The 22,492-nt window shown below is 68.7% G+C and carries 15 protein-coding genes; 7 read left to right on the plus strand and 8 right to left on the minus strand.

Going from position 1 to position 22,492, the window contains the following annotated elements:
* Nucleotides 1-116: 116 nt before the first annotated feature.
* Nucleotides 117-4,379: a YhdP family protein gene (locus VEIS_RS23415; RefSeq protein WP_011812500.1), complete on the minus strand. Its 4,263-nt coding sequence runs from the start codon at nt 4,377-4,379 to the stop codon at nt 117-119.
* Nucleotides 4,380-4,495: 116 nt separating this feature from the next.
* On the opposite strand from VEIS_RS23415, the gene glnE reads away from it, so the two are divergent.
* The 5 genes from glnE (at nt 4,496) to VEIS_RS23440 (ending at nt 13,317) form a co-directional block, all read left to right on the plus strand.
* Nucleotides 4,496-7,255: a bifunctional [glutamate--ammonia ligase]-adenylyl-L-tyrosine phosphorylase/[glutamate--ammonia-ligase] adenylyltransferase gene (gene glnE / locus VEIS_RS23420; protein ID WP_011812501.1), complete on the plus strand. Its 2,760-nt coding sequence runs from the start codon at nt 4,496-4,498 to the stop codon at nt 7,253-7,255.
* A 442-nt stretch (nt 7,256-7,697) separates the two neighbouring features.
* Nucleotides 7,698-8,858 carry an efflux RND transporter periplasmic adaptor subunit gene (locus VEIS_RS23425; protein ID WP_041951241.1) on the plus strand — a complete coding sequence of 387 codons (1,161 nt, stop codon included), beginning with the start codon at nt 7,698-7,700 and terminating at the stop codon, nt 8,856-8,858.
* 12 nt (nt 8,859-8,870) lie between these two features.
* Nucleotides 8,871-12,122, plus strand: coding sequence for an efflux RND transporter permease subunit (locus VEIS_RS23430; protein ID WP_011812503.1), 3,252 nt, complete (start codon nt 8,871-8,873; stop codon nt 12,120-12,122).
* Between the two features lie 12 nt (nt 12,123-12,134).
* Entirely contained in the window at nt 12,135-12,353 is a 219-nt protein-coding gene (locus VEIS_RS23435; protein WP_041950310.1) for a lipoprotein, read from the plus strand.
* Nucleotides 12,354-12,483: 130 nt separating this feature from the next.
* Nucleotides 12,484-13,317, plus strand: coding sequence for an oxygen-binding di-iron domain-containing protein (locus VEIS_RS23440; RefSeq protein WP_011812505.1), 834 nt, complete (start codon nt 12,484-12,486; stop codon nt 13,315-13,317).
* 105 nt (nt 13,318-13,422) lie between these two features.
* Here the strand turns inward: VEIS_RS23440 and ccsB are convergent, their stop codons facing one another.
* From ccsB to VEIS_RS23455, 3 genes are all read right to left on the minus strand, one after another.
* Entirely contained in the window at nt 13,423-14,751 is a 1,329-nt protein-coding gene (ccsB, locus tag VEIS_RS23445; RefSeq protein WP_011812506.1) for a c-type cytochrome biogenesis protein CcsB, read from the minus strand.
* Nucleotides 14,748-16,922 carry a cytochrome c biogenesis protein ResB gene (locus VEIS_RS23450; RefSeq protein WP_011812507.1) on the minus strand — a complete coding sequence of 725 codons (2,175 nt, stop codon included), beginning with the start codon at nt 16,920-16,922 and terminating at the stop codon, nt 14,748-14,750. Before VEIS_RS23450 ends, ccsB begins: the two co-directional genes overlap by 4 nt.
* A gap of 143 nt (nt 16,923-17,065) precedes the next feature.
* Nucleotides 17,066-17,704, minus strand: a complete 639-nt coding sequence (locus VEIS_RS23455) for a c-type cytochrome (RefSeq protein WP_011812508.1) — start codon at nt 17,702-17,704, stop codon at nt 17,066-17,068.
* A gap of 103 nt (nt 17,705-17,807) precedes the next feature.
* Here VEIS_RS23455 and yihA point away from each other — a divergent pair, with 103 nt between their 5' ends.
* On the plus strand, nt 17,808-18,494 hold the full coding sequence (gene yihA, locus VEIS_RS23460) for a ribosome biogenesis GTP-binding protein YihA/YsxC (RefSeq protein ID WP_011812509.1): 687 nt from the start codon (nt 17,808-17,810) through the stop codon (nt 18,492-18,494).
* A 153-nt stretch (nt 18,495-18,647) separates the two neighbouring features.
* On the opposite strand, the gene VEIS_RS23465 is transcribed toward yihA, so the two are convergent.
* The 3 genes from VEIS_RS23465 to VEIS_RS23475 form a co-directional block, all read right to left on the minus strand.
* Entirely contained in the window at nt 18,648-18,953 is a 306-nt protein-coding gene (locus tag VEIS_RS23465; RefSeq protein ID WP_041950311.1) for a hypothetical protein, read from the minus strand.
* A gap of 210 nt (nt 18,954-19,163) precedes the next feature.
* Nucleotides 19,164-20,051 carry a lysophospholipid acyltransferase family protein gene (locus VEIS_RS23470; RefSeq protein WP_041950312.1) on the minus strand — a complete coding sequence of 296 codons (888 nt, stop codon included), beginning with the start codon at nt 20,049-20,051 and terminating at the stop codon, nt 19,164-19,166.
* Nucleotides 20,052-20,071: 20 nt separating this feature from the next.
* Nucleotides 20,072-20,926 carry a lysophospholipid acyltransferase family protein gene (locus VEIS_RS23475; protein WP_011812512.1) on the minus strand — a complete coding sequence of 285 codons (855 nt, stop codon included), beginning with the start codon at nt 20,924-20,926 and terminating at the stop codon, nt 20,072-20,074.
* A gap of 134 nt (nt 20,927-21,060) precedes the next feature.
* Between VEIS_RS23475 and metK the strand changes: the two genes are divergently transcribed.
* Nucleotides 21,061-22,272, plus strand: coding sequence for a methionine adenosyltransferase (gene metK, locus VEIS_RS23480; protein WP_011812513.1), 1,212 nt, complete (start codon nt 21,061-21,063; stop codon nt 22,270-22,272).
* Here metK and VEIS_RS30965 read toward each other — a convergent pair.
* Complete coding sequence (locus VEIS_RS30965; protein WP_232287789.1) at nt 22,155-22,487, minus strand: hypothetical protein; 333 nt, start codon at nt 22,485-22,487, stop codon at nt 22,155-22,157. The two genes, metK and VEIS_RS30965, sit on opposite strands and share 118 nt — an antisense overlap.
* Between the last annotated feature and the right edge of the window lie 5 nt (nt 22,488-22,492).

The following is a 22,492-nucleotide window of genomic DNA, read 5'->3' on the forward strand; positions in this document are numbered from 1 at the left end:
CGCCTTCGGGCGGCCGGGCGACGCTCGCTGGAATACCTTCGCCTTCGGCTACGGTGTGAGCGCCTTCGGGCGGCCGGGCGGCGCTCACGGCAGGCGCTGCGCCAGGGCCGGCGGCTTCATGAGGGTGCTCCGGCTGTCGCGGGGGGGCTGGCGGGGCGGATGTCGCTGCCGGCGGGGCCGGTGTTGCCGTCAGAGGGGCGGGGGTCGCTACCGGAGGGGCTGGCGTTGCTGCCGGCCGGGTTGGCGTCGGTCACCGGGCGACCCTGGCGGCCCTGGCGCGGCACGCGCACGACCTGCGGGTCGGTCCAACTGCCGTCGATGTGAAACTCCTTGGTGGCGGCCTCGATCAGCGGGCCGCGCAGAAACATCTGGGCCAGGAAACTGCCCAGTCCGAGCACCGGATTGATGGCCGTGGCCACCAGCGATGCGGTCATCGCATCGATCTCGGGCACCACCACCACGCGCAGGTTCTGCGTTTCGTGGGCGATGTCGGCACTGCCTTCCATCAGCACGGCGGCATTGACGCCTTTCATTTGCAGGTTGTTGGTGCTGGCCACGCCCTGCTCTATGCGCAGGTCGCCGCGCACGAAGTCGAAGGCAAAGCCTTCGCTGAACACGTCGCGAAAGTCCAGTGTCAGGCGCCGCGGCAGCGATTGCAGGCTGAGCACGCCCAGCAGTTTGGCCAGGCCCGGGTCGGCCTTGAGGAACTGGCCGGATTCGATGTTCAGGTGCGTCTGGCCCGTCATGCTGCGGTAGTCGGGGTTGAACGGCGCGCCGAGCCAGGCCACCCGGCCTTGCAGCAGCCCCTTGCCGTGGCGCACCACATGGGCCAGCCCCAGGCGTTCGAGCAGCGCGCCCGCGTCGCGGATGTCGAGCTCGAAGCTGAGCGCCGTGCGCCGCTCGGCGGGCCGGGGGCCGGCGCCAGGCCCGGTCGCGTTCAACCGGGCCCAGTTGCCTTGGGCGCTCAAGCTCGCCTCGGGCGTCAGCAGGTTGAACCGGGTCAGGCGCCATTCGCGTTGCAGGCCCGCGTCGCCGCCGTCAGTGCCCTGGTTGCGCGCCTGCATTTCCAACTGTCCCAGGCGTTTTCCGCGCATCTCGAAATCCTCGACCACGATGTCCAGCGCCGGCAGGTTGCCCAACGGTCCGGATTGACCGGATTGACCGGGCTGGGCATCGGGCAAGGCCCCGACCCGGGACTGCGCCTGGGCCACCTCGCCGGGCGGCATGCGCGCGCGCGCGAGGCGGGCAAACACCAGGCCGTCGGCGTACTCGGTGGAGCCGCCGGGCGGGCGGTATTCCAGATAGCCTTCGAGTTCGCTGGCATGCAGGTTGGCGCGCCAGGTGGCGCCCTCGCGCTGCACCCTGGCGACGAGGTTGTGCAGCGTGCGGCCTTGCAGTGTCAGCGCGCGTGCGCGCAGCGCCAGCGTGGTGGGCAGCCAAGCCTGCGCCAGGCCGGGCGTTGCGCCGTGGGCAGATGGCTCTGTCGCCTGCGCCAGCACCGCCCGCCACGCATCGACATCGAGCCGGCCCTGATCGAAACGCATGTGGGCGGCCACGCCCTGGGCCGGCTGCGGCGCCGCTTCTCCCGGGGCCAGCCCGATGCCGATGGCGCCGCGCAGCACGCGGGCCTGGGGGCCGCTCAGGTCTTGCAGATAGCTGGCGCTGCCCACCGTGCCCAGGTCCAGCGTGATGCGCTCGCGCAGCGGCGGTGCGGCGCCGGCGTTGGCCAGCCCGGTCAGCGATTCGCGCGCCACCCGGGTGTCGAAGCGCAGCGGCAGGCTGCTGTCGGCCGGCTTGCCCAGCGGGGCCGGCAGCGCCAGCGCCAAGCCCTGCAAACTGCTGCTCAGTTGCCACTCGGGCACGCCCCGGCGCTGCGTCAGCGCCAGGGTGTAGGCGGTGCTGCCGCTGGCGCGGCGCGCCAGGCGGGACAGCAGGCCCAGTTGCGGGGTCTGTTGCAGACCTTCGGCGCTGGCGCTGCCCTGGGCGCGGATCTGCAAGGCCGATTCGCTCGCCGGCGCGTTCGCGGCCAGCGCGCGCATGCCGCCTTCGAGCCGCACCGTGCCGCCCAGCGCCTGGGCTTGCAGGTTGCTGAGCGCAAAGCCGGTTTCGCTGAACTGCACCATGCCCCGCACGCGGCCCAGCGGGGGCAGGTCTGGCGTGATGCGCACATCGTTGTCGGCCAGCGTGACGCTGCCCTGCACCTTGGACAGTTGCATCTGGCCGATCGGCAGGCTCAGGCTCAGTTGCACGCCGGCGTTGCCGCTGCCGCTGGTGTGCGCCAGCGCGTTGTCGGTGATGCCGGCCAGCGGCGAGTCGTTGACGAACCGGAGCAGTTCGGGCAGCGGGCCGTGGGCCTCGGCGCTGACGGCCACCACGGTGTGCTCCAGGTCGGGAATTCGGGCCTCCACCATGGACAGTTGCAGCCCCCGGCTACCGGCCAGCCGGCCGCTGGCGCCGCGCACCTGCATGCCCGAGCGCTCGAAGATCAACTCGCCCCCGAGTTGCGTCAGCGCCGGCCAAAGCCCTGCGCCGGCAGGCTGCAACGCGGGCGGCACATAGGCGTAAGTGACATCCTTGACGCGCGCGGCGATGCGAAATTCGCCCTGCCTGGGGTCGTTGAATGGCAGCTCGTGCAGGTCGCCCTTGACGCGAAATTGCACCTGGCTGGCGCTGCCTGCGATGACGGCCTGGCGCACATAGTGGCGCGCCGACGGCTCTATTGCCAGCGGCAGGTAGCGGTGCACGCGGGCGCCATCGGCGCGGCTCAGGCTGCCCGTCAGGTCCAACACCCCCGGAAAGCGCGCGCGCCGGGCGGCGCCGGTATGCCAACTGATCTGGGCCTGGCCTTGCGCGTCGGCATTGGCAAACTGCACCTGCCGGGCCTGCACGGCGATGCGTTGGCCCTGAATCTGCCAGTGCACATCGGCGCTGAGCCGGTCCAGCGGCAGCACCGGGTCTTCCCATACGCCCGGCAACACCAGCGCGCCCGAGGTGATGCGCAAGGCGGCCCGGCCGCCGGTCTCGGTCATGCTCATGCTCACCATGGCCCCGCGCAGACCGGGGTGGGACGGCGCCGCCCCCGGCGCGCCTGCGGCCAGCGCCAGCCCCCGGATGCTGGCCTGCAACCGGTATTGCCGCAGGCCATCGAGCGGGCCTTTCCAGCGGGCCTCGATCTGATCGACCAGACCTTGCGGCGCATGGCTGCGCACGGCCTCATGCACCGTGGCGCCCAGCGGCAGCCGGCGGGCGATTTGCGCCAGCACCGCCAAGTCCAGCCGGTCTGCGCGCAGTTCGCCCTGCTCGGGCAGCGCGCCGCTGGCAGCACTGTGCAGCAGCCGCAGGTTGCCGCCGGGCCAGCGCAGGCCGTCGTCGGTCTGGAACTGCAGGGCCTGGGCGAAAAACTCGAAGCCCTCGGCCAACCGCTGTCCGCCCAGGCGCCCCTGGATCGATGGCAGCACCAGTGCCGGCAGGCCGGGGCCGAGCGTGGTGGCGACATCGGCCAGCGCCAGGTCGGCCGTGCCGCCGACGATCTGCCCGTCGCGCACATCGGCCCAGGCGCGCAGCGCCCCACGGCCCCGGGCCACCTCCACATTCGCGCCCAAGTCGGCATGGTGGCGCAGTTGCGAGACATCGACGCGCGCGAAATCGGCGAACAACTGGCCATTCCAAAAACGCCAGTTGCTATCGCGGGCGTGCAGCAGCGAGGCGCGCAGCCGGCCGACCAGGGTGAATCTGTCGCCCCAGGCCGGCGGCGGCGTCGCGTCCAGCCGCATCAGGTGCTGCCAATTGCCGTTGCGCAGCACCAGATCGACCTGGCTGAGCGCCAGCACCGGGGCCTGGCGCTGCTCGTCGCTCCAGCGCACGGTGCCGCCCTGGATGAAGACCTCGCGCTGCGCAAACAGCCAATCGGCGGCCGCGCTGCGCCCGCTGCCATCGTGCGCAAACTCCAGCCCCGCCACCTGTATGCGCCCGTCGCTGGTGCGCCGTATCTCCAACTCGGGCCGGTCGATGAAAAGCTGCTCGACCCCGGCATCGAGCAGCGAGCGCGCAGACAGCGCCAGCACCACCCGGGGCAGGCGCAGCGCCGGGCGGCCTGCGGCGTCCAGCAGGGTCACATCCGAGAGTCCGATCGAAAGCACCAGCCCCTCGGTCGCGGCCGCCACCGCGCCGATCCTGACCGCAACCCCCAGGGTCCGGGCCGCATACGCCTCCAACTGCGGGCGAAAATCCCCGATTCGCGGCACAATCGCGCCATGCAACACCCCCCAGATGATGGCCAGCAGCAGCCAAAAGGCGAGCAGCAAGCGCAGCGACCAGCGCGCCAGACCGGCCACCGTTTTCAGCAGGCGTGAGGGAGGCGGCGTAGTGGGATCGATCATGGCGGGAGGGAATGTGGCAGAAATTATCACCCGCAGCCCGGGCGCAGGCGCACGAATGATCGGTGCTGCGCGCGCTGCCAGCGTTCTTGCCCGGGCGGCGTCCGGCCGCAGCCGCCATGCCATCGCCGCGCGCTGAACCTGCAGCAGCCTTCGTGCCAGGGGCCGGGCAATCGCGCCTGTACCAGCGCCTGCAGCGCCGCTACGCCAGCGAACTGCCGCTGCTGCCCCCGGGCGCGCCGGTGCCGGCCACGATGGCGGCGGCCTGCGACGCGCTGCGCGCGCGCGGCTACGACACCGGCGGCGCGCTGCGGGTGCTGCGCCAACTGGTGCTGCAACGGCTCATCGCGCTCGATTGCCAAGACCGGGCGCCGCTGGAGCAGATCACCCGGGCCATGACCGCCCTGGCCGAACTGGCGCTCGACAGCGCCTGCCGCCAGGCCCGGCAAGAGCTGGACCAGCGCCACGGCGCGCCCTGCGGCCCTGACGGCCAGCCGGTGCCGCTGTGGATCATCGGCATGGGCAAGCTCGGCGCGCGCGAGCTCAATGTCTCCAGCGACATCGACCTGATCTATGTCTATCAGCACGATGGCGAGACCGCCGGCACGGCCGACGGGCGGGGCCGCATCTCCAACCACGAGTATTTCGCGCGCGCCGTCAAAGCCATCTACAGCCTGGTGGGCGAAACCACCGAGCACGGCTTCGTGTTCCGCGTGGACCTGGCATTGCGGCCCCATGGCAACTGCGGCCCGGCGGCGCTGTCGTTGCCGGCGCTGGAGGAATACCTGCAACTGCACGGCCGTGAATGGGAGCGCTTTGCCTGGCTCAAGAGCCGCGTGGTGGCGCCGCGCGACTGCATCGTCAGCCTCGAAGTGCAGGCGCTGCGCGGCGTGGTCCTGCCTTTCGTGTTCCGCCGGTATCTGGACTACGGCGTGTTCGCTGCGCTGCGCACGCTGCACCGCCAGATTCGCGAGCATGCGGCCAAGCGCAGCGCCGGCCACCCGGAGCGGGCCAACGACGTGAAACTCTCGCGCGGCGGCATCCGCGAAATCGAATTCACCGTGCAACTGCTGCAAGTGGTGCGCGGCGGGCAGTTCCCGGAACTGCGCTGCCGCCCCACGCTGGCGGCCTTGCAGCGGCTGGCCCAGGCCGCGCTGATGCCCCGGGAAACCGCCGCAGCGCTGACCCAGGCCTATGTGTTCCTGCGCCAGGTCGAGCACCGCATCCAGTACCTGGACGACCAGCAAACCCATGTGCTGCCCACGCGCGACGACGACCTGGCCTGGATTGCCCACACCCTGGACTACCAGGACTGCCGCGCCTTTTTGCGCCAACTCGACGCGCACCGGGAACTGGTGGCGCAAGAATTCGACCGCTTGCTCGGCAGCCAGGAAAAAAAACAATGCCATGGCGGCAGCTGTGGCGGCCCGCGCGTTGCGCCGCCGCCGGAACTGCAAACGCTGCTGGAGCAATTGCCGCCCGGCCTGCGCGAGCGCGTGGCCGAATGGCGCCATCACCCGCGTGTGGCCGGACTGCGCGACGACACGCGCGAGCGCCTGTTCCGGCTGGTGCAGCGCAGCGCGCAATGGCTGGACGCAGGACATGTCAGCGCAGAAGCGGCCGTGCGCCTGGTCGACTGGCTCGAAACCCTGCTGCGCCGCGAAAGCTACCTGGCGCTGCTGCTGGAGCGCCCCTCGGTGCACGAGCAACTGCTGCAACTACTGGGCGCAGCCAAATGGCCCGCCCGCTACCTGCTGCAACACCCGGGCGTGATCGACGAACTGGTGGGCGACACGCTGCTGGCCGAGCGCTTCGTGGTCGCCGACTTCGAGCGCGAGCTGGCGCAGCGGCTGGCCGCGCTGCAAACCACGCGCGAGGACGACGACGAAACCCTGCTGAACCTGCTGCGCCGCGCCCAACATGCCGAGACCTTCCGCACATTGGCGCGCGACGTGGCGCGCCGCATCACGGTCGAGCAGGTGGCCGACGACCTGTCGGCGCTGGCCGACAGCGTGCTGCGCGTCACGGCCCAATGGTGCTGGCAGCGCCTGAAGACGCGCCACCGCGAGCAACCGCAGTTTGCCGTCATCGGCTACGGCAAGCTCGGCGGCAAGGAACTCGGCTACGGCAGCGACCTGGACATCGTCTTCGTGTTCGACGACGACGACGAGCGCGCGCCCGAGGTCTACGCGGCCTTGGTGCGCAAGCTGATCAACTGGCTGACCGTCAAGACCGGCGAGGGCGACCTCTACGAAATCGACACCGCGCTGCGGCCCAACGGCAACTCGGGCCTGCTGGTCACCCGCTTCGAGGCCTACGCCAACTACCAGCAGCAGCGCGGCAGCAACACCGCCTGGACCTGGGAACACCAGGCGATGACGCGGGCGCGCTGCGTCATGGGCAGCCCGGCCTTGCGCGCGCGCTTCGACGCAGTGCGCACAGCCGTGATCACCTCGGCGCGGGAACCGCAGGCCTTGCGCGCACAGATCGTGGCCATGCGCGAGCGGGTGCGGGCGGCCCATCCCACGCCCGCCGGGCGCTTCGATGTCAAGCACAGCCCGGGCGGCATGGTCGACGCCGAGTTTGCCGTGCAGTACCTGGTGCTATCGCAGTCTGCCGCCCACCCCGCGCTGCGCGACAACGTGGGCAATATCGCGCTGCTGCAACGGGCCGAACGGGCCGGCCTGCTGCCCGCCGGCACAGGCCAGGCCGCCGCCGACGCCTACCGCGCACTGCGGCGCGCGCAGCACCTGGCGCGGCTGGACGAAGCGCCCACGCAACTGGCACCGCCGGCCATGCAAGCCGAGCGGGATGCGGTGCTGGCGCTGTGGCAAGCGGTCTTTCCCGATGAACCCGAAACCGCAGTTCGCATACCGTGAGCGCCCGCTGATCGAGCGCTCAGGCACGGGGGCCGATGCGCAGCGGCCAATGCAGCGGTCAATGCAGGGACAAATCAGGCCCCGAACCCCTGCCCCATGCCCCATGCCAATGGGAACGGCGGCGCCGCCCCGCACCCACCGCCGGCCATGCCATGCCTGGCCTGGCACCTGCCCAACGGTCTCCGGAACCGGCATGGGCTGGTGTGCCGTCCGGCACATCATGGCCCCGGGGCGGGACGCGCAAACCCGGCAAAGTGGGTGCGGGAGATTCTCGCCCGATAAGGCGGTCGATAAGGCGGTATGCCCCATCGGCCGCTGTCCGCGCCAAGGTATGATTCGGCGACATCCGGCGATGGGCCGCCGCCCGGCCCTCCGATCGCCGGATGCGAACTGCGGTTTTCAGGCCGAATGAATCCATCACCCGATGCAATGGATATGGCAGATGCCCTCTTTCAAAATCTCCTGCGCCGCTCTGGCCGCCGCCTTGGCGCTGGCTGCGGCCGGCGCGTTGCTGGTGACCGGCGCATCGCGCGCGGCCAACGAGTCTGAGGCAGGCCCGGCCCGGCCGGCGCTCACGGTGACTCAGGCGCAACCGCAGCGCAGCACCATCGCGCTGCGGCTGGCAGCCAACGGCGATGTGGCCGCCTGGCAAGAGGCCAGCATTGGCGCCGAAAGCCATGGCCTGCGCCTGACCGAGGTGCTGGTCAATGTGGGTGACAGGGTTCAGGCGGGCCAAGTGCTGGCCCGCTTTGCGACCGACACCGTGCAGGCCGATGTCGCCCAGGCGCGCGCCAGCCTGCTCGAAGCCCAGGCCCATGCCGCCGAGGACCAGGCCAACGCCGACCGGGCCCGCTCGCTACAGGCCACGGGCGCGTTGAGCGTGCAGCAAATCGCGCAGTTGACCACGGCCGACAAGACCGCGCAGGCCCGGGTGCAGGCCGCGCAGGCGGGCCTGGATGCGCAGTTGCTGCGCCTGCGCCAGACCCGGGTGCTGGCCCCCGACGGCGGCGTGATCTCGGCGCGCACGGCCACCGTGGGCGCCGTGGTGAGCGCAGGCACCGAGCTGTTTCGCATGTTGCGCAAGGGCCGGCTGGAATGGCGCGCCGAGGTCACCGCCGCCGAACTGCACCGCATCACGCCGGGCACCCGGGTCAGCGTCACGACCGCCGGCGGCGCGGTGCTCGAGGGCCGGGTGCGCATGTTGGCCCCGACGGTCGATCCGCACACGCGCAATGCGTTGGTCTATGTCGACCTGCCGGCCCACGCGCAACTGCGCGCCGGCATGTTTGCCCGCGGCGAGTTCGACCTGGGCAGCAGTGCCGCGCTCACGGTGCCGCAGCAGGCGCTGGTGCTGCGCGATGGTTTCTCTTACGTGTTCGTGCTCGGCGCCGATCAGCGCGTGCAGCAGCGCAAGGTGCAAACCGGCCGCCGCGTGGCCGACCGGGTGGAACTGCTCGCGGGCCTGGACGCGCAGTCCTGGATCGCCGTGCAGGGCGCGGGTTTTCTCAACGACGGCGACCTGGTGCGCGTGGTCGCCTCCCAGGATTCCACGCAGAAAACACCGGTAGCGCAGGCAAAGCACGCGCCTTCAGCCATCCATTGAAGAGCATTCTTGATGAATGCCTCCGCCTGGGCCATCAGGAACCCGATCCCTGCGCTGATGCTGTTCGTGCTGCTGGGCTTTGGCGGCCTGCTGGCGTTCGACACGATGAAGGTGCAGAACTTTCCGGACATAGACCTGCCGACGATCGTCGTCGCGGTAGCGCTGCCCGGGGCCGCGCCGGCGCAGTTGGAAAACGATGTCGTGCGCAAGATCGAAAACAGCATCGCCACGCTGCAAGGTCTCAAGCATATCTACAGCAGGGTGCAGGACGGCAGCGCCAGCATCCGGGCCGAGTTCCGGCTGGACAAGCCCACGCAGGAGGCGCTCGACGATGTGCGCTCGGCGGTGGCCGGAATCCGCGGCGATTTGCCCGGCGACATGCGCGAGCCGAGCGTGACCAAGATGGACCTGGCCGGGCAGCCGGTGCTGGCGTTCACGCTAGTGTCGCGTCACGGATCAGATGTCGTAGGCTGCGCGCAGCCATCGGAGCGCAGCGCAAGGCGCATCGCGCAGCCAATACCGAGCGTATTGGCAAGCGATGCAACGCCGCGATGCGCTTCGATGGCCAGCGCAGACCGACAGATGATCGGTGACGCGACACTAGCCTCGGCGCGCAGGGACGACGAGGCGCTGTCATGGTTTGTCGACGATACCGTGACGCGCAAGCTGCTGGCCGTGCGCGGCGTGGGCGCCGTCAACCGCGTCGGCGGGGTGGACCGGCAGTTGCAGGTGGCGCTGGAGCCGGTCAAGTTGCAGGCGCTGTCGGCCTCGGCCGCCGATCTGTCGCGCCAACTGCGGCTGGTGCAGACCGAAAGCGCCGGCGGCCGCACCGACCTGGGCGGCAGCGAGCAGCCGGTGCGCACGCTGGCCACGGTGCGATCGGCGCAGGAACTGGCCGCTCTGACACTGGCGCTGCCCGATGGCCGCGCGGTGCGCCTGGACCAGTTGGCCACGGTGTCGGACACCATCGCCGAACCGCGCGCGCTGGCGCTGCTCGATGGCAAGCCGGTGGTCGGCTTCGAGGTCGCGCGCAGCAGGGGCGCCAGCGAGGTGGAGGTGGGCGCCGCCGTGCAGGCCGCGCTCCAGGAGTTGCGCGCGCAGTACCCCGACCTGGAGATCACCGAAGCCTTCAACTTCGTGCTGCCGGTGCAGCAGGAATACGATGGCTCCATGCACCTGCTGTACGAGGGTGCGCTGCTGGCCGTGCTGGTGGTCTGGCTGTTCCTGCGCGACTGGCGCGCCACCCTGGTCTCGGCCGTGGCGCTGCCGCTGTCGGTGATTCCGGCGTTCGTCGGCATGCTGCTGCTGGGTTTTTCGATCAACGTGGTCACGCTGCTGGCGCTGTCGCTGGTGGTGGGCATCCTGGTCGATGACGCGATCGTCGAGGTCGAGAACATCGTGCGCCATCTGCGCATGGGCAAAACGCCCTACCAGGCGGCGCTGCAAGCCGCCGACGAGATCGGCCTGGCCGTGGTGGCCACCACCTTCACGCTGATCGCCGTGTTTCTGCCCACGGCTTTCATGAGCGGCATCCCCGGCAAGTTCTTCAAGCAGTTCGGCTGGACCGCAGCGCTGGCGGTGTTTGCCAGCCTGGTGGTGGCGCGCCTGCTGACGCCGATGATGGCCGCGTACCTGCTCAAACCGATCGCCGGCCCGCAGCCGGACCCGCGCTGGATGCGCTGCTACCTGCGCTGCGCGGCCTGGTGCATCCGGCACCGCTGGATCACCTTCGTGGCCACGTCGGCGTTTTTCGTCGGCTCGCTGGCGCTGATCCCGCTGCTGCCCACGGGCTTCATCCCGCCCGATGACAACGCGCAGACCCAGGTCCGCCTGGAACTGCCGCCCGGCGCCACGCTGGCGCAGACCCGCGCCAGCGCCGAGGACGCGCGCCTGCGCATCGCCCGGCTCGATCATGTCGAGAGCGTCTACACCACCATCGGCGGCGGCGCGGCCGGCAGCGACCCGTTCATGGGCGCCACGGCCGAAACGCGCCGGGCCACGCTCACCATCATGCTCGCAGAGCGCGGCCAGCGGCCCCGCAAGCAGGAGGTGGAAAACCGGATTCGCGCCGCGCTCGACACCCTGCCCGGCGTGCGCAGCAAGGTCGGCCTGGGCGGCTCGGGCGAGGTCTATGTGCTGGCGCTCTCGGGCGACGATCCCCAGGCCCTGGCCACGGCGGCGCAGGCCGTGGAGCAAGACCTGCGCCGCATTGCCGGCCTGGGCAGCATTGCCTCCACGGCCAGCCTGGTGCGGCCCGAGATCGCCGTGCGCCCGGATTTTGCGCGCGCCGCCGACCTGGGCGTGACCAGCAGCGCCATCGCCGAGACGCTGCGCATCGCCACCATGGGCGACTACGACATGGCGCTGCCCAAACTCAACCTGGCCTCGCGCCAAGTTCCGATCGTCGTCAAGCTGCAAGACGGCGCGCGCGGCGACCTGGCGCTGCTCGAACGCCTGGCCGTGCCCGGCAGCAAAGGCCCGGTGATGCTGGGCCAGGTGGCGACGCTGGAGTTCAGCGGCGGCCCGGCCGTGCTCGATCGCTATGACCGCGCGCGCAACGTGAACTTCGAGATCGAGCTGTCCGGCCAGCCGCTGGGCGATGTCAGCAAAGCCGTGCAGGCCCTGCCCGCGATCAGAAACCTGCCGCCCGGCGTGCACCAGGTCGAGATCGGCGACGCCGAGGTCATGGGCGAGCTGTTCGCCAGCTTCGGCCTGGCGATGCTGACCGGCGTGCTGTGCATCTACATCGTGCTGGTGCTGCTGTTCAAGGACTTCCTGCACCCGGTCACCATCCTGGCGGCGCTGCCGTTGTCGCTGGGCGGCGCGTTCGTCGGGCTGCTGATCGCGCACAAGAGTTTTTCCATGCCGTCGCTGATCGGCCTGGTCATGCTGATGGGCATCGCCACGAAGAACTCGATCTTGCTGGTCGAGTACGCCATCCTGGCGCGGCGCGCGCATGGCATGGCGCGCGAGCAGGCGCTGATCGACGCCTGCCACAAGCGGGCACGCCCGATCATCATGACCACGCTGGCCATGGGCGCAGGCATGCTGCCGATTGCCCTGGGCCTGGGCGTTGCCGACCCCAGTTTTCGCTCACCGATGGCGGTGGCGGTGATCGGCGGGCTGATCACCTCCACGCTGCTGAGCCTGCTGGTGATTCCGGCGGTGTTCACCGCCGTCGATGACCTCGGCCAATGGCTGGCGCGCAGGCTGCGCCGCCGGCCCGGGCTGCAACACGGCGCCACGGCGCCACCCGCACAGTGAGCATTGCCGCGCATGTCGAAAACCTCCACCCGCACCACGATGGCCGCCCGTGCCGCCAGCGCGTTGCTCCTGGCCACCCTGGCCGGCGCCAGTGCGGCGCTGCTGATCGGCTGCGGCCAACGCGGCCCGTTGTACCTGCCCGCCCGCCAGCAGACCACACCGCCTTCGGCTGCGCCCACTACGCCCGCCGCACCCGCCATACCCGCATCGGCAGCGTCCACCCCCCGCTGACCGAGGCACAAACGGCCCATCAAGCACAGGCCATGCCGAGATGTTTGATTCACATCAAACGTTCGCCACAACGGCACCGTACAGTTGGTTCACACTTTGAACTTTACTTACACGAACGACATAGGCCCCCATGACCTTGGAACTCTACCGCGACAGGAATCACTGTTGCCTGATGTTCAGCGACCTGATCGAGGAAAACGGCCATGCCGTGCAAGCCAACCAATTCCTGATCATTGACGAGGACGCGGGAGCACTGATCGATCCGGGCGGCAACCTGGCCTTCAACGAGTTGTTCATGGCGGTGAGCCGGCATTTCCCGCCCCGCCAGTTGTCCTACCTGATCGCTTCACATGCCGACCCGGACATCATCGGCTCGCTCGACCGGTGGATGAGCAGCACCGCCGCCCCGCTGGTGATCTCGCGCGTGTGGGAACGCTTTGCGCCGCACTTCACCAAGGTGGGCAAGTCCGACAACCGCGTGATCGGCGTGCCCGACAGTGGCGGGCGCTTGCCCCTGGGGCGCAACGATCTGCTCTTGCTGCCCGCGCATTTCCTGCATTCGGAAGGCAATTTCCACTTCTACGACCCGGTCAGCCGCATCCTGTTCACCGGCGACCTGGGGGTGTCCATGGTCACGGGCGCGCAAGCGGGCCAGCCCGTGACCGACCTGAAAGCGCATATCCCGCAGATGGAAGGTTTTCACCGCCGCTACATGGTCGCCAACAAAATCCTGCGCCTGTGGGCGCGCATGGCGCGGCAACTGGACATCGACATGCTGGTGCCGCAGCATGGCGCCCCGATCCAGGGCCAAGAGGCGATCGACGACTTTTTTGCCTGGGTGGAAAGCCTGATGTGCGGCATCGACCTGTTCGACGAGCAGGTCTACCAAATCCCCAGCGCCCGCATCGACCCCATCAGCCGGCAGATGCGCCCGGCGCTGCGGGCCGTGGCCAACGGCGTCTGAAACCCCCGGGCCTGGTGTCGCGTCACCGATCATCTGTCGGTCCGCGCTCCGACGGCTGCGCGCAACCTACGACATCCGACCGATGACGCGACAACACTGGCGGTTTCACAGCGTGCCGTAGCTATGCAACCCGCTGAGGAACATGTTCACACCCAAAAAGGCAAAGCTGGTGATCGCCAGGCCGGCCAAGGCCCACCAGGCCGACAGGGTGCCGCGCAGGCCCTTCATCAGGCGCATGTGCAGCCAGGCCGCGTAGTTCAGCCAGACGATCAGTGCCCAGGTTTCCTTCGGGTCCCAACTCCAGTAGCCGCCCCAGGCTTCGGCGGCCCACAGGGCGCCCAGCACGGTGGCGATGGTAAAGAACGCAAAGCCCACCGCAATGGCCTTGTACATCACGTCGTCGAGGATCTCGAAGGCGGGCAAGCGCTCGGCAATGCGCCGGCGCCCCAGCAGGATGCCGGCGACGATGAACGCCGAGATGCCGAAGTAGACCATCCAGTAGCTGGCCCCGCCCGCCCCTGCGCCCGGGCGAAAGACCATCGGCTCGAAGCACAGCACCACGCCCAGCAGCCACAGCGGCGCCAACCGGTACCAGCGGGCCGGGCGCGCATGCAGCTTGATCAGATAGGCAAACGCGACCATCGCCGACAGCGCGAACATGCCGTAGCCGATGAAATTGGCCGGCACATGCAGCTTCATCCACCAGCTTTGCAGGGCCGGCACCAGCGGCTGTATCTCGTGCGCCTCGCGCACCACGGTGTACCAGAGCAGAAAGCCGACCGCAGCGCTGACCACCAGCATCACGAAGCCGCCCAGCGCGCGGGTGCGGTAGTGCTGCTCGTAGTACAGGTAAAAGACGGTGGTCATCCAGCAAAACAGCACGAACACTTCATACAGGTTGCTGACCGGGATATGGCCGACGTCCGCGCCTATCAGGTAGCCCTCGTACCAGCGCACCAGGCTGCCGATCTGGCCCATGGCCAGCGCCAGCCAGGCGATGCGCGAGCCGATCAGGCCCAGGGTCCGGCCTTCGCCGCGCGCGAACATGCCGACCCAGTAAAAAGCGGTGCTGATGAAGAACAGCATGCTCATCCACAGGATGGCGGACTGGCTCGACAAAAAGTATTTCAGGCCGAACACCGTCTCGGCCCGCGCCAGACTGCCCGCGCCGCCCTGCTGGTACAGACCGATCGCCGACAGCACCGCTGCCGCCACGCCGAGCATCAGCCACTGCAGCGCGCGCCAGAACCAGCCCAGCCAGACCGCGCTCACCATGGCCCCGAGCAGGATGCACTTGTCGTAGATGTCCATCGCGCCGCCGCCATGCTGCAACGCATACAGGCCGCCCACGAGCACGATGGCGGCAAACAGCCAGTCCTGGCCGCTGCGGCGGGACAAAAAGCCCTGGGTCAGAGTGATCGTGGCGGTATTCATGGGTGCTTGCCTTCGTGGGGTTGCCGGGATTCTCCGGGTTCTTGGGGTTCTTGGGGTTTGGCCCCGAGCAGTTGCTGGGCCAGCCGCGCAAACTCCTGGTCGCCATCGATGGTCCTGCGGTTGGTCGACAAGGCCATCGTGGCCAGGCTGCGCTCCCCCTGGGGCGCCAGCCAGACCCATATGCGCCGCTCGCGCACGTAGAGCATGGCAAAAATGCCCAGTATCAGCAAGGCGCAGCCCAGATAGACGATCGACTTGCCCGGGGCGCGTGCCACCTGAAAGACGCTGGCCTGCACCTGGGTGAAGTCCTTGAGTGCAAAGACCATCGGTGCCGGGTAGATCTGCGCATCGCTGAGCGCGAACAAAGCCTGGGTCATGAAGCCCCGGGTGGCCTCGTCCTGCACCAAGGGCGGCAGGCCGGCGCGCTGGCGTGACAACTGGGCCAGCTCGAACAGGCTGCCGCTCAGAATGCGCACCAGCACCTGGCTGGCCTTTTCGCGCTCGGCCTCGGGCACATGGGTCTGCATGAAGTCGGACACGAGCTGCAGCCCGCCGCCGGATTGGCCCTGGGCCATGCCCGTGCCGGCAAACAGCGCCAGCACGCGCGCAGCCGACTGTTGCAATGGCTCGGCCAGATCGGGGCGCGCGGCATCGGTGGCCTGCGCCACATAGCGCTGCACGGCCTGCGCGCGCGCGTTCGGGTCGGCCAGCGCCGCCTTCAGGCGCATGAAGCCATCCATGCCGCCCTGCTCATCGGCCGGAATGCGCAGGTAGCGCAAGGGCTGGGACGGCGCTTCGCGCACGCCCAGCAAAAACACCGGCACGCCGTCGCCGGTGTCCACGGGCAGCATGTAGTTGTGGAATTCACGCGCCTGTCCCGCCGCATCGCGCAGCTTGTAACCCACACTGGGGCCTACGTTGCGCAGTTCTTTGTTGCCGGCCGCCTTGTTCGCCGCGCCCAGGCGCGCTTGCAGCGACGCGCGCAGGTCCGACGCGGGCTGATCCTCGCCGGCGGCGGCGCCGAAGTTCTCGACATTGATGGTGCGCAGCGCCGTGAACTCCAGCGTCAAGTCGCTGCCTTGCCTGGCCAGCGGCATGGCTTGGCCGACCACGCCCTGCACCTCGAAGGACTGGGCGCCCGCTGCCATCGGCAGCGCGTGCAGCGTGAGCTGCGAGCCCCCGTCGTCAAAGCTGGCCTGGTAGATCTCTATGCCCTGGTAACTGACCGGATGGTTCACCTCGACGCGGGCCGGCAGCGTTGCGCCCGTGGCCTTGTCGTGGATGACGATCTCGCTGGCGAACAGCTTGGGCATGCCGGTGGAGTAATGCTCGACGATGAACTTCTTGAGCTCGATGGCAAAAGGCAACTCCTGCAACAGCACGCCGTCGGGCTGGCTCAGCACGGCCGTGCCCGACTGCGTGCCCTCGGCCACCAGCAGATTGCCGCGAAAGCTGGGGTTGCGCAGCGACAGCCGGTGCTCAGGCCCGACATCGGCGATCAGACCGCCGCCCTGGTACGGCGTCTTGCCGCCCAGCAGCATCTGGGCGCGCACGATCAGTTCGCCATCGAGCAGCCCCCCCAGACACACCAGCACGATGGCGCTGTGCGCGGCCAGGTAGCCGAGCTTGTTCGCGGCGCCGGCCTTGGCCGCCACCATCCAGCCGGAGCTTGCGTCCGGGCTTGCATCGAGGCCGGCGGCGCTGCCGCGCTGCTGCAAGCGCACCTTCCAGCCGGCGCCGGCCAGCAGCGTGGACATGCGCCGCGCCGCAGCTTGCGCAGATTCGGGCAGTTCCGCCTGCGCCTTGTGGTGAAAGGCTTGCAGGCTTTGCGCGCGGATGTTTTCCTTGTAGGCCCGCAGGTCGACGAAGATCTTGGGCGTGTTGCGCGCGATGCACAGCGAGGTGCTGAGCACCAAAAAGGCCAGGATCAACAGGAACCACCAGGCGCTGTACACCGCGTTCAGCCCGAGCGCAGCAAACAGGGCGGCCCAGAAAGGCCCGAACTGGTTGACGTAGTTGACCGCCGGTTCATGCTGCTTCAAGACCGTGCCGATCACCGAGGCAATGCAGATCAGCGCCAACAGCGAGATCGCAAAGCGCATCGAAGACAGTAGTTCGACCCCGGTGCGCAAGGCCCGGGAAGCCGACGGAATGCGACGCTGATCGGACATGGGCAGCAGAGGATGGATATGGATACGGACAGCCAGGGGAGGTGAAAACAAAAAGGCGGGACCATCTGCGCGATGGCCCCGCCCTGTCGGGGTTTGTCGTTGACGGTTGGCTCGGGCCGGGATGGCAAAAAGTATGGCAAAAATCAGCGCAGACCGGCAATGTAATCGGCCACCGCCTTGATCTCCTTGTCATTGAGCTTGGCCGCCACCTGGGCCATCGGCAGGCTGCTGGCGCGCCCGCCGTCGCGGAACAGATTCAACTGCGCCACCGTGTATTCGGCATGCTGGCCCGACAGACGGGGGTATTGCGCAGGAATGCCCGCGCCGTTCGGGCTGTGGCAGCCGGCGCAGGCCGCGATCTGGCGCTCGGCAATGCCGCCGCGGTAGATGCGCTCGCCCAGCGCGATCAGATCCTTGTCCTTGGCGAAACCGGCCTTGGCCGGTTGGGTGGTCAGCCAGTAGGCCATGTTGCGCATGTCCTCATCCGACAGGGCGCTGACAAAGCCCTGCATCACCGCGCTGCGGCGCTTGCCGGACTTGAATTCCTGCAACTGTTTGAGCAGGTACTCAGGATGCTGCTGCGACAGCTTGGGGTCGGTAACGGCGGCCGAGTTGCCGTCGGCGCCGTGGCAACTCGCGCACACGGCGCTGAAGCTGGCCTCGCCCTTGGCGAGATCGGGCCTGGTTTTGACCGCATCCCCCGCAGCCAAAGCCGGGGCAACCGGTGCGACAACAGATGCTGCCAGCGCGGCAGCCGTCAGCAAGGAGGCGAGCAACTTCATATCGAGGGTTCTGTATTGGATGTGCGCAAAGCCCGGTGATTCTACAATGCGGCTCGCACGCATCCCAAGGCCTGGCCTTGTTCCCGACAACAAACAAGGCCCCATGACCAGCACCCCGATCACGCCCATGGCTGGCGCCCCGGCACCCGAGGCGAAGATCGCCATGGGCTGGATGCACACCGCCAAGTTCCTGACCACGGCCGCGCAACTGCACCATCTGCCGCCGCTGGCCGTGCCCGAAATCGCCTTCGTGGGCCGCTCCAACGCCGGCAAATCCACCTGCATCAACACCCTCACCCAGCAAAAGCAACTGGCGTTTGCGTCGAAAAAACCGGGGCGCACCCAGCACATCAACCTGTTCGCACTGGGCCGGCAGGGCGTGATGGACGCCGTGCTGGCCGACCTGCCCGGCTACGGCTATGCCGCCGTCTCGCGCTCGGACAAAATGCGCTGGCAACAGGTGATGGTCAATTACCTGGTCAGCCGCCCGGGACTGACCGGCATCGTGCTGCTGTGCGACCCCCGCCTGGGCCTGACCGGACTCGACGAAGCCCTGCTCGAAGTGTTGCGCCCGCGCGTGCAGCAGGGCCTGAAATTCCTCATCGTGCTGACCAAGGCCGACAAGCTCACACGCGCCGAGCAGGCCAAGGCGCTGTCCGTGACGCGCTTGCAGGCCGGCGGCGGCCAGGTGCGGCTGTTCTCGGCCCTGAAAAAGCAAGGGGTCGACGAAGTGGCCTGGCTGCTGTGGCAATGGGCGCATCCGGCGGCGCCGGGCGCCGATTCAGCCTGAGGATTTTTTCACGGCAACCACGCGCTCGATTCCATGGAATCCGGAACGCCGACGAGGCCCGGTTCCGGGTCTGCCCCGCCGGGCCACGGCGGATCGGCGGTGGTGCCGCAAGCGCTGGCGCCATCAGCGACTGCGTCCCGGGGGTACAGGTTGTCATGCTCCCCCGGAGCGCCTAGTGCCATTGCCCGTGGTGCCGTTGGCGCTCTTGGAACCATGGATTGCATTGCCCAGTCTGGCCAGGATTTCCGCGATGTCCAGGATGCCGCCATCGGTCAGCGGGAACTGCGCGGCGAGGTCGTCGTTGGCCGGGTCGCTTGCATGCAAGGCGCCGTCGTTGGCGGGCTTGTCGGTGGCGCCCTCAGTGGATGCCCTGCTTTCGTCACCGCCCAGGCCCGGGTGCCCGATGCCGTGCGGGATTTCACCTGCAACGCCCGGGGCAAGCCGCCCAAGGATGGGCATGGGATGTGTATGGACTGGCCGCTGGGGGAGCCGGCCGCATCGCACCGTCCAGGCAACACAAGGACAAGGGCGGACCATCTGCTGGCTGCCACACCGGTCTGTTCCAGGCCCTGTCGACTGCGGACAGCGGGGCATCGCGAATGCCCGGGCAACGCCATGCGGATGGAAATGGCCCCGCGCACCGCGTCCCGGCGTTCGGTGCCCAGGCGCTCAGGAATACACCGGGGGTTCGCCCTCGGGGCGGGTCTTGAAGCGCTTGTGCACCCAGTAATACTGGCCGGGCGCGATGTCGATATAGCTTTGCAGCTTGGCGTTCATCAAGGTGGTGTCGGCCTCGGCGTCGCCGGTCGGGTAGCCGGGCCAGGCGGGGGTGATTTCGGCGCAGTAGCCGGTGGGTGTCAGGCGCGTGACCAGCGCCAGCACCTTGGCCCGTCCGAGCCGCGCAAAACGCGACAGCGAGGGCACGGTGGCCGCCCGCACTCCGTAGAACGGCACGAACAGTGAGTCGTTGCGGCCAAAGTCCATGTCCGGCAGCAGGTACAGCAGGCCGCCTTGGCGCAGGCTGGAGACGATGGGCTTGACGCCGTCGCTGCGGTTGAGCATGCGCACATCGCCAAAGCGCTGGCGGCCGGCGCGAAACCAGGCATCGATTGCCGGATCGGGCTGGGTCGAGAAGATCGACGTGAACGCCCGCGACGTATGCAGCGCCAGCGCCGAGCCGCCGGCGTCCATGCCGTAGAAATGCGGGGCAAAGATGATGGCCGGCTGGCTGCCCTCGAGTTCCTCCAGCGCCCCCTGCAACCGCACGCGCCGCAACACCACCTCGCGCGGCGCAAACCATAGCCAACTGCGGTCGAGCCAGGACTGGCAGAACGCCACAAAGGTCTCGCGCGCCCATTGGCGGCGCTGCCGCCCGCAGGCATCCGGGTAGCACAGGGCCAGATTGCGCAATGCCACGCGCCGGCGCGGCGCGGCCAGCACGAACAGGATGCGCCCTATCAGCCAGCCCAGGCCGCGCAGCACCGGCAGCGGCAGGTGCGCCAGCACCCGCATCAGCGGCACCACCAGGCGTCCCCCGAAGCGCAGCAGCACCTTCATGCGTCCGCCCACATGCCCCGTCATGCGCCCGGCTCCGCAGGGCTTGCAGCCTCGGCGCGCGGCGGCTTGTAGCGTGCATAGCCCCAGAGGTACTGCCCGGGGCATTGCCTGATCAACTGCTCCATGGCCTGGTTGATCTGCAACACGGCGGCCTCCAACGGGCTGGCCAGCGGCGCTGCCAGCGGCTCGAAGTGGGTGACGAAACCGCGCCCCCAGGCCAGGCGCTCGCAGCGCGCCAGCACGATGGCAGCGCCAGTCTGCCGGGCCAGGCGCACGGCCAGGGTCATGGTGTAGGCATCACGGCCAAAGAATGGCGCCCAATGGCCCTGCCCTGCGGGCGGCACCTGGTCGGGCAGCAGGCCCACGGCCTCGCCGCGGCGCAGGGCCAGCAGCATCTGCCGCACGCCGGCCAGCGTGGTGGGCACGGCCAACATGCCGGGCCGGTTGCGCGCAGTGGCCATCAGCCGGGCCAGCCAGGCTTGGCGCGCCGGCCGGTAGAGCACGGTGATCGGCCCATGCGCTGCGCTCCAGCGCCGCGCCGCAGCCTGGGCCGACAGTTCAAAGCAGCCTTGGTGCGGCGTCAGGTAGACGATGCCGCGCCCGGCCGCGTAGGCCTGCTCGACGCAGGCGCCGCCCTCCAGGCGGCAGGGCAGCGGCGCGCCCAGCCACAGGCGCGGCAGTTCGGCCACCATGCGGCCGGCATGGGCCACGGCGGCGCGCACCGCGCCGAACGAATAGCCGGCCAGCGCCGCATGAGCGCAAAAGCGCTGCCGGTACCTGGCGGACGCACAAAACGCCACCCAGCCCAGCGCGGCACCCAGCGCATGCAGCAACCACAGCGGAAGCACGGAAAAGAAACGCAAGACAACTGGCATTAAAATCCACGGGTCGCTGAGTTAAATGAGCAACTTGCAGGGCGACGTTAAAAAACTCTGCTAAAGCGTTCGCCATAGCTCCTACGGGGTCAGGGCAACGCCCAAATGCCGAACCACCACAGGAGTTTATTCAAATGGCGAACGACTTTCTCTTCACCTCGGAATCGGTCTCCGAAGGCCACCCCGACAAGGTGGCCGACCAAATCTCGGACGCGATTCTCGATGCCCTCTTGCGGCAAGACCCGCGCAGCCGCGTTGCCGCCGAGACATTGACCAACACCGGCCTGGTGGTGCTGGCCGGCGAGATCAGCACCAACGCCCATGTGGACTACATACAGGTGGCGCGCGACACCATCCGGCGCATCGGCTATGACGACACCGACTACGGCATCGACTACAAGGGCTGCGCCGTGCTCGTGGCCTACGACAAGCAAAGCAACGACATCGCCCAGGGCGTGGACCATGCCAGCGACGACCATTTGAACACCGGCGCCGGCGACCAGGGCCTGATGTTCGGCTACGCCTGCGACGAAACGCCCGAGCTGATGCCCGCGCCGATCTACTACGCGCACCGCCTCGTCGAGCGCCAGGCCCAGTTGCGCAAGGACGGGCGCCTGCCCTTTTTGCGCCCTGACGCCAAGAGCCAGGTCACGCTGCGCTATGTGGACGGCAAGCCCCACAGCATCGACACCGTGGTGCTCTCGACCCAGCACCACCCGGACCAATCGGCCACCGCCACCACCATGAAGCAGAGCTTCATAGACGCGGTGATCGAGGAAATCATCCGGCCCGTGCTGCCCAAAGAATGGCTGCACGACACGCGCTTCCTGATCAACCCCACCGGCCGCTTCGTCACCGGCGGCCCGCAGGGCGACTGCGGCCTGACGGGCCGCAAGATCATCGTCGACACCTACGGCGGGGCCTGCCCGCATGGCGGCGGCGCGTTCAGCGGCAAGGACCCGACCAAGGTCGACCGCTCCGCCGCCTACGCCGCCCGCCATGTGGCCAAGAACGTCGTGGCCGCCGGTCTGGCGCGCCAATGCCAGATCCAGGTGGCTTACGCGATCGGCGTGGCCGAGCCGATGAACATCACCGTGTACACCGAGGGCACGGGTGTGATTGCCGACGAGCGCATCGCCGCGCTGATCAAGCAGCATTTCGACCTGCGCCCCCGGGGCATCATCCAGATGCTCGACCTGCTGCGCCCGATCTACGAAAAAACCGCCGCCTACGGCCACTTCGGCCGCGAAGAGCCTGAGTTCACCTGGGAGCGGACGGACAAAGCGGCTGCGCTGCGCGCGGCAGCCGGACTGTCACCCGGCGAGCACCACAGAAAAGAGGGCTGACAGCGCCGCCAGACCATGCGCCAGCGGCCCGCTGCAATGGACTGGCCAGAGACTAGTGTCGCGTCACGGATCAGATGTCGTAGGCTGCGCGCAGCCATCGGAGCGCAGCGCAAGGCGCATCGCGCAGCCCATACCGAGCGTATTGGCAAGCGATGCAACGCCGCGATGCGCTTCGATGGCCAGCGCAGACCGACAGATGATCGGTGACGCGACACGAGGG

Source organism: Verminephrobacter eiseniae EF01-2 (assembly GCF_000015565.1).
Lineage (GTDB): Bacteria > Pseudomonadota > Gammaproteobacteria > Burkholderiales > Burkholderiaceae_C > Acidovorax > Acidovorax eiseniae.